The organism is Virgibacillus kimchii, from assembly GCF_055379185.1.
Genome location: NZ_AP043951.1, coordinates 1541453 through 1554433 on the forward strand (window position 1 = coordinate 1541453; position 12981 = coordinate 1554433).

General features: G+C 40.5%; 10 protein-coding genes. 4 read left to right on the forward strand and 6 right to left on the reverse strand.

Annotated features, from left to right (window positions below; translation table 11 throughout):
* Positions 1 to 16 precede the first annotated feature (16 nt).
* The 4 genes from ACZ42C_RS07795 to ACZ42C_RS07810 all read right to left on the reverse strand — a co-directional run bounded on the left by ACZ42C_RS07795 (position 17) and on the right by ACZ42C_RS07810 (position 6266).
* Positions 17 to 904, reverse strand: a complete 888-nt coding sequence (locus ACZ42C_RS07795; RefSeq protein WP_461183395.1) for a serine hydrolase — start codon at positions 902 to 904, stop codon at positions 17 to 19.
* 107 nt (positions 905 to 1011) lie between these two features.
* Positions 1012 to 1596, reverse strand: coding sequence for a TasA family protein (locus ACZ42C_RS07800; RefSeq protein WP_464891342.1), 585 nt, complete (start codon positions 1594 to 1596; stop codon positions 1012 to 1014).
* A gap of 65 nt (positions 1597 to 1661) precedes the next feature.
* The gene (gene ggt, locus ACZ42C_RS07805) at positions 1662 to 4322 is read right to left on the reverse strand and encodes a gamma-glutamyltransferase (RefSeq protein WP_461182970.1); all 2661 of its coding nucleotides are present in this window, start codon (positions 4320 to 4322) and stop codon (positions 1662 to 1664) included.
* Between the two features lie 888 nt (positions 4323 to 5210).
* Positions 5211 to 6266 (reverse strand): M20/M25/M40 family metallo-hydrolase, encoded by a 1056-nt coding sequence (locus ACZ42C_RS07810; RefSeq protein ID WP_461182971.1) that lies wholly within the window; start codon positions 6264 to 6266, stop codon positions 5211 to 5213.
* Between the two features lie 125 nt (positions 6267 to 6391).
* Between ACZ42C_RS07810 and ACZ42C_RS07815 the strand changes: the two genes are divergently transcribed.
* From ACZ42C_RS07815 to ACZ42C_RS07830, 4 genes are all read left to right on the forward strand, one after another.
* Positions 6392 to 6946, forward strand: a complete 555-nt coding sequence (locus ACZ42C_RS07815; RefSeq protein ID WP_461182972.1) for a thioredoxin family protein — start codon at positions 6392 to 6394, stop codon at positions 6944 to 6946.
* 642 nt (positions 6947 to 7588) lie between these two features.
* Positions 7589 to 8587 carry a potassium channel family protein gene (locus tag ACZ42C_RS07820; protein WP_461182973.1) on the forward strand — a complete coding sequence of 333 codons (999 nt, stop codon included), beginning with the start codon at positions 7589 to 7591 and terminating at the stop codon, positions 8585 to 8587.
* 122 nt (positions 8588 to 8709) lie between these two features.
* A complete protein-coding gene (gene yugI, locus ACZ42C_RS07825) occupies positions 8710 to 9078 on the forward strand; it encodes a S1 domain-containing post-transcriptional regulator GSP13 (RefSeq protein ID WP_461182974.1) in 369 nt (122 codons plus the stop codon).
* Between the two features lie 136 nt (positions 9079 to 9214).
* Positions 9215 to 10564 (forward strand): glucose-6-phosphate isomerase, encoded by a 1350-nt coding sequence (locus ACZ42C_RS07830; protein WP_461182975.1) that lies wholly within the window; start codon positions 9215 to 9217, stop codon positions 10562 to 10564.
* Positions 10565 to 10729: 165 nt separating this feature from the next.
* Here the strand turns inward: ACZ42C_RS07830 and ACZ42C_RS07835 are convergent, their stop codons facing one another.
* Both ACZ42C_RS07835 and ACZ42C_RS07840 read right to left on the reverse strand, forming a co-directional pair.
* Complete coding sequence (locus ACZ42C_RS07835) at positions 10730 to 12307, reverse strand: hypothetical protein (protein ID WP_461182976.1); 1578 nt, start codon at positions 12305 to 12307, stop codon at positions 10730 to 10732.
* Positions 12285 to 12848, reverse strand: coding sequence for an RNA polymerase sigma factor (locus ACZ42C_RS07840; protein ID WP_464891343.1), 564 nt, complete (start codon positions 12846 to 12848; stop codon positions 12285 to 12287). The genes ACZ42C_RS07835 and ACZ42C_RS07840 overlap by 23 nt, the downstream gene beginning before the upstream one ends.
* Between the last annotated feature and the right edge of the window lie 133 nt (positions 12849 to 12981).

Sequence of the window (12981 nt, forward strand, 5' to 3'; positions counted from 1 at the left end):
ACGCAAAACTTATTCTTTAATCAATTAAATATTCAGCAATATGTTCGCCGATTTCAGCCATGGTCGTTTGAGATGTTTTCTTCGTTACGTCCTGTGTCATGACAGATACAAATGCCACTTCATCATTATGAGTGAAAAAACCGACATCATGTCTCACTCCCGTACTCCCTAAGCTTCCTCCTTTCGTGTGTGTACTCACACCACTATGAAGTGTGGTGTCAAGATAGGACGGTAAATTTCCGGTAAGTTTTTGCTCTCCCATGATTCTAATAAATTCCTCTTTGCTTTCAGCACTTAAAATATCTCCTTCATACGCTTCTTTCATCATCTGAACCATATCTTTAGCTGTAGTTAGATTATCTCCCTGTGTAACGGATTCAAGCATATATCTTTGAAGTATTGAATTTTCTGCTCCCATTTCTTCCATGGCATTATTTACAGAACCCATTCCAACTCGTTCAATAGCCATATTTGTTGTTGTATTATCTGATAAGGTGATCATTAAAAAAAGTAAATCTCTTATCGACAACAACTGATGATCAGACATATGACGAATGATCCCTCCGCCGGAAGTAATATCGGAATCGGTCACTGTAACTTTTTCATCCAAATTTAGAATTCCTTGCTCTCCCTGGCGCAAAGCTTCTATTAAAATCGGTACCTTAATAGTGCTTGCAGAAGAATAAACTTCTTCTTCCCCAATACCTATATCACCATCAATGGTGCTGACATACACTGAGATGTTTTCGTCTTCATCTACAATTGTTTTAATTTCTTCTTCCAGGGATGAGAAGCTGTTACCTTCTCCGTCTGCAAAGGAATTTATTGACAATCCTAAAATTAAACTAAACAAGACTGCTGAAAATACAAGCAATAATTTATTTTTTAAAGGCTTGTAAGTCATATGAAAAACCTCTTTTCAGTATTTTTATTTGGTAGATAAAAACACCCCAGTGGTAAAAACAATGTCTGTGCCACTGAGGTGTTATGGGAGAACGCATTATTTACTTTTTACAAATCTTCACCATCTGTTTGTGTTGCAGTAAATGTCCATTCGAGATTCAGTGCATCTCCCTGGAACTGGTTTTGATCTTCGCCATTGTCCACAAAGTTAAATTTCACTACCAGATCGTCATAGTCATCAACCGGCAAACCTTCACCAAGAATTGGATCCAATGCGTGTTCTCCAACTGCTTCCGGTGTCATATCCCGTAATTCAGCAAGCGTCGTGCTGAAAACCACTTCATCAAGCTTGTCCACGTTGTATAAAAACTCCACTTCGATGTGCTCGCCAAAGTCTTCGGTATTATTTCCTTCCGCGTCATCCACGGTATATTCGGTATCGAGATAAACCCGATCAATATCGAGTGATCCGTTATTTTGCAGTTCAAACGTGCGTGTCATGGAATCACCCGGTTTCATATTTTCTACATCAATAATGGTCGTCGGCTCTGCTGAAAGATCCAATGTACCCGCAGCAAACGTATTTTCCGTTGTTACCGTGTCACTGAAATAGGCAAAAGTTCCTCCGCCGATGAGTGAAATCCCCAAAGCCGCTGACATAATTCCCATACTTAATTGTTTTTTAATATTCACGTTTATTCCTCCCATTTTAATATTTTTTAACCTCTGACAAGATCGCTCTTGTCAGAGAAAATCAATTAGTTATTACTCCATTCCTTAATTAGCGCCTCAGCAATAGAATCCAATGTGTTAAAAGCCTGTTCAGATATGGCTTCATTGTCCAATTGAAACTGGAGCAGCAATTGGAAGCTTTCCATATGGCGGGTCGCTTTATCCAGCTGACCTGCATTTTCATAGATGTCTACTGCCATCAGGTGCGTTTGGAAATGGCGAGCAACATTTTCATCTGTGATATTTCCATCTTCCCGATACTCCTCAACGAGTATGAGCATTTGATCCAGGGTTTCTTCCAATGTAGATATTCCTATGGCGGACCCTTCCCTTGTTGAATCTGCAGCACCATAATATATACCTGATTCCTCATCCAGCAAAATACTGTTTACATTTCCTATTTCTCGTGAACTGGACTCCCAGACATGCCCCATCTCTTCAAGCTGTGATCTTACATCACCGGGAATGCCATACTCCCACCGGATCGATGGATAAGCACTGCTGAAAATGCGCGGCTCCTCTATAGCATCTTTTAAGCCCATTTCATAACCAATTACATTGACAATGGTCTGCAGGACGGAAGTAATAATTGTTGTGCCGCCAGGAGACCCGACTGTCAGGAATGGCTGATTATCTTTCAGTACAATGGTTGGTGTCATACTGCTTAATGGGCGCTTATTCGGCTGCACTTCATTGGCCCCGCCTGGTATCGCATCAAAATCCGTCAGTTCATTATTCAGCATAATGCCATATTCCGGGACCATGATACCGGAACCAAACACCTGTTCAATCGTTGTTGTATAGGATACAAGATTCCCCCATTGATCTGCTACCGTAAAGTGTGTAGTTTCCCCATCCACTTTATCATCCATTTGTTCCACACCTTGGAAAGGTTCGCCATCCTGGTAATCCCATGGGTTACCGGGCTGTACATTTGGATTGGCCTGTTCAGGATCGATAAGATCTACCCGCTCGCTGATATAATCCGGATGAAGCAGTCCTTCCCCGGGAACCTCCACATGTTCCGGATCACCCATGTACTCTCCTCTGTCTGCATAAGCAAGGTGCATTGCTTCAGCCATGTAATGATATTTTTCAGCAGACTTGATGTCATACTGGGTTAGATCGAGCTCTTCAAACATTTTAAGCATTTGCAGCATTGTTAACCCACCTGAACTTGGGGGCGGCATGGAAGCAATGTCATAACCGAGATAATCTCCCCAGACCGGCTCATCATGTGTTATATCATAACCTGCGAGGTCATCAAGTATCATACTGCCGTCATTTTCCTGTACTACTTCAGCGAGTGCTTCACCAATTTCACCTTCATAAAAAGCTGATGTACCTTGTTCAGCGATTAATCGAAGCGTATTGGCAAAATCCTCCTGAACGAGCAGATCCCCTTCTTCCAAAGGTTCTCCCTCAGGAAGAAACACATCTGCTGCAGCTGTTTGGGATAATTTATCAGCATTACTGGCAATCGAGTTGGCTACTGCCCAGTTTACTTCTACTCCATCTTCCGCCAATATAATGGAAGGTTCTATTAATTCTTCCAATGGTAGCGTACCCCATTCATCCAAGGCTGTTTCCAGTCCTTTTAATGTACCGGGGATTCCAACGGATAAACCGCTGCGCACCCGTTCTTGAAATGGCATCACACTTCCGGCTATAGTATCGATATTCCATTGATCAGGTTCGTCGATTGCATCTTCCCATAATTTAACTTTTAGTTCGTCTCCGTTTACTTGAAAACGCAATGACTGCCAATCTGTCGTACTATCATAATTAAATGTAGACAGAGTGGAAGTACTGGAATCCTTTGATTGGATCAGCTTCACCGTATTAGATCTTGTTTCTATTTCCACACCATACCCATTTTGGGCAAAAGTACTTCCCGGCCTGAAATCATCTGCCCGCAGCCATATACGCAAGCGCCGATCATCGCCCGGATCATCTGTACGAAAACGCATGTGCAATTCACCATTTTCCATTTCTTCCATTGTGGAAGTTGTCCTTCCAAATGATGTACTATTATTTCCGACTGGCGGACCAAATGTAACTTTCCCCCCTTCTTCAGCAATAGTAAAGGTTGTTCCACGCTCATCCAGGGCGAATTTTTCAGCATCCCAGCTTGCGCCTTCCTCCCCGGTAAAATCATAATGAAAAGCAGGCTCCTCATCGCTTGCATCCACATGAAAAACACTTACTTCATCAATATGGAATTCGCCGCCCCCATCATTATTCAGTTCATTTGCACCGAGCAGAAAAGTTCCTTCCCCGGTAACAGTATTACTCTTATCAATGAACATGTCAGGCTCAGCACCAGCAGGAGCACGTTCCCTGCTGTTAATTACTGAAACATCCTGTGTTTCGGCATCATAATACATCATGAAACCTCCACCGCCAATACCTGACATCTGTGGTTCGACCACATTTAAGGCAAGCTGCATTGCTACAGCAGCATCCACAGCGTTTCCTCCATTCTCCAATACTTCCGCACCGACTTCGGAGGCAGCTGGATGTGCACTTACTACCATGCCAAGATCTCCTTCATCCGTTTGTTCATCCTTGATCCCCGGGTTATCCGGTTCACTGCCAGTATTATCAGCTAATGCAGCCGGCACAGTTATCTGGAATAAAAGCATAATAGAAAACAAGACGGATAACAGCTTCACTTTTCCCTTCATTTTATACCTCCTCAATTTTATAATTTGTTAAAAATTATCCACTAGTTCCCTTTCTATTTAAATTTTTGTCACCCCCATCCCGATATATTATTAAAATCTCTTATTTCTCCATCACGCTGTGAATCTATAAAACAAATGAAATAGAATGGAACATTTCCATAGTGCAATAGAAATTGGAGAGACGTTGCCCTGACCTAATAGATACATCAATGGTTTATTTCAGATTATAAACGTTGATTAAGTATTAGTAAAACAGTGAAATCTTACAAACATTAAAATATTATAAATTAAAAGATAACTAGTAATTCTTTTTCCCCAACAAAATTTTTATATCAGTTACAAAGGTCGCGGAAATATGCCATACTATTATTAGACTGATTTACCATTTTTTTAATTGATTCCCTCAGCTTCTTTTATCTTACTCAAGCATTTTGAACAGAAACGCTGTAGATAAGGAGCGGAAATAAAAAAAGCTGACATCCCGGCAGCTAAAAAAGTACTATATATTCATTTTTATAACCCCGATCATGAAAATGATTAATAAGACCGATAACAGAAAGTTTTTTTACAATCACGGCAAATAATCCACAAATTTCAGTTCCACAGGACAAAAAATAAACAAAATTCCTCACGAAAAGCAAGCTATTTAATCACTTTTTCACACTCTCAACGAAGAAGAACACTCCTTTTGGCTTACTAAAAAACCCGGCTTGCCATAGGGTGTATTGTTGTATTTCCAAAAGTCTCATTATATGAAGTTCAAGCTTTATGCAAGTTAAAAAGCTGTTCTTTCATACCAGCTAAAAAAAGATACAGAGACATCTGGGGTAGCCTCTGTATCCTAATTTCATATATAAACTTCTTGCAGCAGGGGAACCGCTCACTGTTTTACTCGAGCGGGTTCAAACTTTCTTTTCCTGTTAATTCACTGATCATGGTGGTAAGGAGTTCTATTTCCTCTTCTATGTCTTTAAAGCTTGCTGTTTCTACCGGCGAGTGCATGTAGCGTAATGGCAGGGATACGAGGGAAATGGGAACACCGCGGCCGGTGAGGCGCATTTTATCTGCGTCTGTCCCTGTCATTCTTGGTGTTAATTCGTACTGCACGTCCATTTTTAATTTTTTGGCCGTATTTTCCAGCAGTTTATTCATCTTACTATTGATTGGTGCTCCTTTTGCCAAAACTGGTCCACCTTCCAATCGGACATCTCCGTGTTTGTTTTTATTTACACCCGGATAATCCGTAGCAAAGGTAACATCGCATGCGATAGCCATCGTCGGTTCAATCCCCGCCGCAGCAAAATAGGCGCCTCCCATATTTGTTTCTTCATTTACTGTACTTGCCGCATACACACCTACGGCAGTCCCTTGCTCACTAAGCCGCTTCAACACTTCAGCCACAATAAAGGCACCTGTTCGATTGTCCAGCCCTCTTCCGGCAATATAGCGGTCAGATAGAATCTCCGGGTCTGTTTTATAAACAGCCAGATCACCAATCTGCACGTACTCTTCCGCTTCTCCTTTTGTTTTATATCCACAATCAATAAATAAATCCTCCAGGCCAAAATCACCTTTCAGCCCACCGTGATGCTGGGCATTCACACCAATTACACCAGTAACACTTCCGTTATGTCCCAACACTGTCACTTTCATGCCAACAGCCGCTTTCGGATTAATGCCGCCCATTTTATCAAAATGCAAAAATCCTTCCTCATCAATGCGATTTATAACAAGAGCTATCTCATCACAATGTCCTGCCAGCAATACTTTAAATGGTGCTTCAGGGTTGAGAACACCAATGGCATTTCCTGCATTATCCGTTCGGATCTCATCAGCAAAATCCTTCACATAATTAATCCATTTTTTCTGAATTAAAACTTCATCACTCGATGGAGATGGGGTTTTCAAAAGCTCCGTTAAAAAATCTCTGTTTATATCAGCCATATACACTCCTCCTCATGCATGAATATCCTTTCCTATCTTACCATAGTGTAATACACTTTTGTTTACGGATAAAAGGTTAGTTGGTAAAATCTGATTAAAGTAAGTATAAAAGGAGCCAGTGATCAATGGAATTAAATCAATGGTTTGAAAAAGCGATGTCCCCGGATGTTTATATTGAATCCATGGAAAAACATAAAGAAAATCTGCTTCATATTTATGACGAATTTAAACTTCCTTCAGACGACGCTTTTTTTCAAAAACTGCAGGAGGATAACTTAAGAGTAATTGTCCTTACTGAAGATTGGTGCGGAGACGCGATGCTCAACATTCCCATCCTGCTGAGATTGGCAGAGGCCGGCAATATGGATGTACGCATGCTGCTCAGGGATGATAATCTCGAATTAATGGATCAGTACTTAACAAACGGAAAATCCCGGTCCATCCCTATTTTTATATTTATAGATCAGGATGGAAATGAAGCAGCAAAATGGGGTCCGCGTGCAGAAGAACTCCAGAAATTTTTTGAAGATGCCAAAGCAAAGCTGCCGGATAAAGATGCGGATGACTACGATGAAAAATTCAAGGAAATGCTTTTCTTTATAACGAAATCATTCAGAGATAACACAGACTTCTGGAATGATGTGTATCAAAGCCTGAAACAGACATTGCAGAATATATAAAAAACTTGGCTGAGACCACGACTTTTAGAAGTCAGAAGCAGGAAGCCAGATTGGGAGTAAACAGTGATTTAATTAATAAATAACGGCCGGCACTGAGCAGTTCCGGTCTTTTTTTGCGTTGATTCCCAAATAGGATGACCTCTTGCATTCAGGCACAAAGGAATCAGATTGGCAAAACTTTTTAACAGCTGAAATCCCCTCGAAACGATAAACGTTCCTATCTTATAATGAAAAGCATCAATGGTAGCTCATCCGAGGCTTTAAGCAAAATGAAGTACCATAGAAGAAATCAATGGTAGCTCATCCGGGGCTTTAAGCAAAATGAAGTACTATAGAATACGTCAATGGTAGCTCATCCGAGACTTTAAGCAAAATGAAGTACCATAGAAGAAATCAATGGTAGCTCATCCGAGACTTTAAGCAAAATGAAGTACCATAGAAGAAATCAATGGTAGCTCATCCGAGACTTTAAGCAAAATGAGGTACCGTAAAAATGCTAAAGTAAATAGGATACACGGGAAAGCAGAGTCTAATACTAATTTGTTTAACATGACAGATAGCATCTTATAAGAGTAAGAGCTTTTTTGTATAGTTTTCTTAATTCTATGTCCATACTAGGTAAAAAACATTCAAGGTGAACGTATGAACATAAGATATGCGAAACAAATTTACTACCGTCTCCCGATTATTATTCGTCTGCTTTTTACGATCAGCCTCCTGATGCTCTTGTTTGGCGTAATTATTCATTTAGTTGAACCTGCACAATTTCCCACTATATTTGATGGTATTTGGTGGGCATTTGTTACCGGGGCAACCGTAGGCTATGGTGACTATGTTCCTTTAAGCATGACTGGAAAAATTGTTGCCATTTTACTCATCTTGACCGGCGGTGCATTTATTGCATTTTATATTTCTTCTTTATCATCCGCTGCCGTACAGCATGAACACGATCTGGAGAAAGGGAAGCTGGCTTTTAAAGGAAACAGCCATATTATTATGATTGGGTGGAATGAGAGAACAAGACAGCTCATTGAAATTATGCTGGAAAACAAGCCCTCATATCGAATTGTTTTAATTGACCAGTCTCTCCGGCATATTTCCTTTCGGGACTTTCCGGTTCATTTTATCCAAGGAAACCCGACAGAGGACCAAACACTGGAAAAGGCAAATATAAAATTGGCAGACCGGGTGCTGATCACAGCTGATGTTTCGGAAAGCGAACGTCAGGCAGATAATATGACTATTCTTACGACGGTGGCCATTCGGGGCAACAATAAAAAAATACCAATTATTGCTGAAATTTTTTCCAAGATACAAATCGACAATGCACTGCGGGCGGGAGCAACCACGATTGTCCGCCCGAATGATTTTATGAGTGAATTACTGTTTCACGAACTTTCCCATTTAAAAAATGCCACACCATTTGAAGATATTTATCAGTTGCTCAAAACGCAGCAATTTTATCATACAAAGCTGCCGGACGAAATGGATCATACCCCTTTTCACGATCTATCCCGGCTTCATGCGGAAAAGGACCAGATTTTGATCGGTGTCATTAGAAATGAACAATATCATATAAATCCACCGTCCAGTTTCCGGGTAAAAAAAGGTGATATATTACTCTCATTTATAAATATTTGATTCCATTACAGGGTATGTACAATATAAAAAGCAAATATATCTTTTGCTTCATCATATCTTATATGCTAAAATAGTTAATTGTGTAAAAAGAATCGAATATATGTTAATAGGAGTTGGTCACCATGACAAGCAATTACGAGGCTGGTCAGATATTGGAAGGAAAAGTAACCGGAATTCAGCCATACGGCGCATTTGTCGCTTTAGATGAAGACACGCAAGGATTAGTTCATATCTCAGAAGTTACACACGGCTATGTTAAAGATATTAATGAGCATTTAGCTGTCGGAGATGATGTAAAGGTAAAAGTACTCAATGTGGATGCGGAGCAAAATAAGGTGTCTTTATCCATCCGCGCAACAGAAGAAGCCCCTAAAAAAACCGCCCAGCCGCAAAGAAAGCCGGCTGCCAAACAACAGCAGGATAATCAGTCCACAGGCTTTAACACACTGAAAGACAAGCTGGAAGAATGGATTGAACAATCAAAAAAATAGGTTGTCATAAAGAAACAGTAAACGATTTGGGTTTGCTGTTTCTTTATTTTTATTTAAAATCACCCCTTTTCTTTTGCCAGTATAATTTGAAAGGGATAATATAATAATGAAAAGAGTGATATAAAGGAGGATCCCAATGACATATATTGATTTTTCCTATAGCAAAGCGTTATCTTTTATTCAGAAACATGAGCTGGAACATATAGCCCCCTACGTGCGCACTGCACAGGCAGAACTGCACGAACAAAGTGGACCAGGAAACGATTTTCTTGGCTGGCTGGATTTGCCTGAAACGTATGACAAAGAAGAGTTTTCCAGAATTAAAAAAGCCGCGGAAAAGATCAGAAAGGATTCGGATGTACTGCTGGTAATCGGAATCGGAGGATCATATCTTGGTGCAAGAGCCGCGATAGAGATGCTTACCCATTCATTTTCGGACATGCTTTCCAAAAATGAGAGAAATTCACCACACGTTATTTTTGCCGGGCATCATTTAAGCTCCGACTATATCCGGGACCTGCTTGATGTGTTGGAAGATAAAGATGTTTCCATCAATGTCATCTCCAAAAGTGGTACTACGACGGAACCGGCGATTGCTTTTCGTATTTTTAAGAAATGGCTTGAGGAGAAATACGGAGAAAAAGAAGCGGCAAAACGAATCTACGCCACAACGGATAAGGAAAAAGGTGCATTGAGAACTGCCAGTGACCAGGCTGGATACGAAACCTTCGTGATTCCGGACAATGTCGGCGGGCGTTATTCCGTTCTTACAGCAGTCGGTTTGCTTCCAATCGCTGTCAGCGGTATTTCGATTGAGGAAATGATGGAAGGTGCACAACGGGCAAAAAAAGAACTGGCTGCTCCTTCGCTTACTGATAACCCGGCTTATCAATATGCCGCTGTTCGGAATATTTTATACGAAAAAGGGAAAACAACGGAGCTGCTTGTAAATTATGATCCAAAATTCCATTATTTTTCCGAGTGGTGGAAGCAATTATTTGGAGAAAGTGATGGCAAAGACGGAAAAGGTATCTTTCCCGCTTCGGCCAACTTTACGACTGATTTGCATTCCCTCGGTCAGTATATTCAGGACGGCCGCCGCAACCTGTTTGAGACGGTGCTGCATGTGGGTGAAGCGAATAGAGATGTAGTCATGGAAGAAACAGCTGAGGATGCTGATGGATTAAACTACTTATCAGGGAAGACAATGCATGAAATTAACGATATGGCCTATCAGGGTACGCTGCTGGCACATACAGATGGAGACGTGCCGAACCTGATTATTGAAATCCCAAAACTGGACACCTATACATTCGGCTACCTTGTCTACTTTTTTGAAAAAGCATGTGCCATGAGCGGCTATTTACTCGGCGTGAATCCTTTTGACCAGCCGGGAGTCGAGGCGTATAAGAAGAATATGTTTGCTTTGCTGGGGAAACCCGGGTTTGAAGCAGAGCAGGAATCTTTAAAGAAGCGGCTTGAATAAATGACCTGGTGGTCTGTTTAGGACTGAATTGACAATGATAAGCATGTGAAACGATGGATTTCACATGCTTATTTTTTCAGCCGGCTCGCTTAATCATGGAAACACCTTAGCCTCCCAGCAAGACTTCAAGGATAAGGATAGTCCGTTAATGATCATGATAATTTTTTAAAAACTCATTTCCATATGCGGGATATCTTCCACCGACTGATCCAGCAATTTCCAGGTACCTTCTTCCTTCTGCCATTCCATTTTTGCACTTGCTTCATTGTGAGCGATGAAAGTAACAGTAAACCTGCCTCTTTCTTCCTGTATTACCATGTGTCCGGAATGATCAAAAATATCCATCCAGTGTTCTTCCAGTAACATTTGATGTAATTCTTCTGGGTTATGTTCCATCCATTGGCTTTCAGCTGCATAAAGTCTGGAATAAAGCTCTCCATTACTTCTTTCAAATGCATATTTGTATAACAGCACCATTTCAGCAGGATCCAGATCTCCCAGCACCTTTTCGCCTTCCTTTTCACTGTACTCCACATAGTTTTCCTGTATCCCCCGAGCCGGGTAGCGTTCATCATAGTTTAAATTCACAATATCATTAAACGAAATGCCCTCAAATTCTTCTTTAAACAGTAGATGTATTTCTCTGTCCAGATGAAGATTCGTATAGATCGTTGAGCTCCCTTCCAGCGAATCGGCTCTGGCTTTTACAATTTCCCAGAAACGGGAATTCTCATGCGCTTCCAAAAAGCTGTAGTATTCTGCTAGCATCACTTCCTGATCAATTTCACCGTCAACTAAAGATAAAGCTAAATATTCTCTTAAAAAATTGTTTACATGTGTAAGAAGAGATGTATTTTCAAAAATAGCTTCCCGTTCGTCCGGATACGCATCATATATTTCCTCCACTTCCAAAAGTATGGCATCTAATTCATGCCATTCTATATCATAATAGTTTTCTGACATATCATCCATCAGCTTCAGATAATGCATATATCCTTCTCTTCCGGCTAATCCCTCACTCTGCTCAAGCTGCCAGGAAAAATCCAATCCTACACTTAATCGATCAACACCTTCTTGTCTCACCACCGTATAGCCCTGCTCACCCAGTACGATAAGAAAATCCTTTATTTCCTGCGGCCCCTGATATGTCTCTGGATGTTCCCGTGCGTCTAAAAGCGCATCTTGATCTTTTCGTTGTATGCCATATTCCACCAGCAAATCAGAAAAATAAGACTGAAATGAATAAAGCATTTGTGTCATTTTCCTGTTAAATTGCTCATCATCAGCGAAAAATTCACCCTCACTTTTCGCTTCCTCGACCATTTCTTTAGGCGTCGTTAAATAATGATCGATTTGCTCTTTGGCAGCCTCATAGTCCGCTGAACCAGATGATGAACTGTAGTTCTCTACAACCGACTCCGCCTGTATCACCTCGTTAAAATCCTCTACATCTTCCATTCCAAGCGATTCCTTAAAGTCTTCCAACGCATTCGAGTAATACATTTCCAAATAGTTTGGATTATTGTCTGCCTGATCATAGTCACCAACATAAGGAAGAATTACAAGCATAAAAAAGAATAACCCGGCGGCAATTGCAACAAGCGGCATTGCTTTTCCAAAATGCGGTTTCTTTTCTTTGCGGAATATACGCTGCATGACTGTTCGCTTATCCACCTGTTCAGGCATTCTTTCGTACTCCTTCTTTAATCCGGTGAGCAATTCATCCATATTTTTGTCGCTCATTGCCTATTTCCTCCTTTCCATTTTCATTTTCATACAGCTCTTTTAATTTTTGTTTCGCCCGGTGTATTCGTGTTTTAACGGATGCCAGTTTAATCTGTAAAATCACTCCTATTTCCTCATAGGATCTATCGTGAAAATAAAATAGGATTAAAGGTTCTCTATATTTCATTTCCAGCTTTTGCATGCATTCATGCAAAAGTAAATGCTCTTCTCTCTCAAAAAAATATCCTTCAGGAAGATTTTCTTTTTCCCGTTCCATGGATTTTTGAACCAGTGCTTGTTCCCTCTTCTGCTTTCGGTAAAAATCTCTTGTCGTATTTAAGGTAATCTGATAGATCCATGTAGAAAATTTTCCTCGTTGATACTGATGCAGTTTCCGGTAAATTTTAATAAAGGTTTCCTGCACGATATCTCCAAGATTGCTCTGATCTATTCCAAACTGAAAAGCAAACCGTTCTACCGTCGGTTGGTATGTATTAATAATTTGTTCAAAAGCAGCTTCATCTTTTTCTTTGGCACGCAGAATTACTTCTTTTTCCACATGGAACCCCCCTTCCAAACCGCCTTTCATATATAAAACGCCACCTGTTGATCAATTTGTTTCAAGTTTTATAAAAAAAATTATAAAAACATGTTTATATTTTGTTTACCGGGGTATAACTATAACTGTAAGA

What these genes read in the sequence shown, in the direction of transcription:
- ACZ42C_RS07795 (WP_461183395.1), bottom strand. Translation starts at nt 904, where the DNA reads ATGACTTACAAGCCTTTAAAAAATAAATTATTGCTTGTATTTTCAGCA.
- ggt (WP_461182970.1), bottom strand. Translation starts at nt 4,322, where the DNA reads ATGAAGGGAAAAGTGAAGCTGTTATCCGTCTTGTTTTCTATTATGCTT.
- ACZ42C_RS07810 (WP_461182971.1), bottom strand. Translation starts at nt 6,266, where the DNA reads ATGGCTGATATAAACAGAGATTTTTTAACGGAGCTTTTGAAAACCCCA.
- ACZ42C_RS07815 (WP_461182972.1), top strand. Translation starts at nt 6,392, where the DNA reads ATGGAATTAAATCAATGGTTTGAAAAAGCGATGTCCCCGGATGTTTAT.
- ACZ42C_RS07820 (WP_461182973.1), top strand. Translation starts at nt 7,589, where the DNA reads ATGAACATAAGATATGCGAAACAAATTTACTACCGTCTCCCGATTATT.
- yugI (WP_461182974.1), top strand. Translation starts at nt 8,710, where the DNA reads ATGACAAGCAATTACGAGGCTGGTCAGATATTGGAAGGAAAAGTAACC.
- ACZ42C_RS07830 (WP_461182975.1), top strand. Translation starts at nt 9,215, where the DNA reads ATGACATATATTGATTTTTCCTATAGCAAAGCGTTATCTTTTATTCAG.
- ACZ42C_RS07835 (WP_461182976.1), bottom strand. Translation starts at nt 12,307, where the DNA reads ATGAGCGACAAAAATATGGATGAATTGCTCACCGGATTAAAGAAGGAG.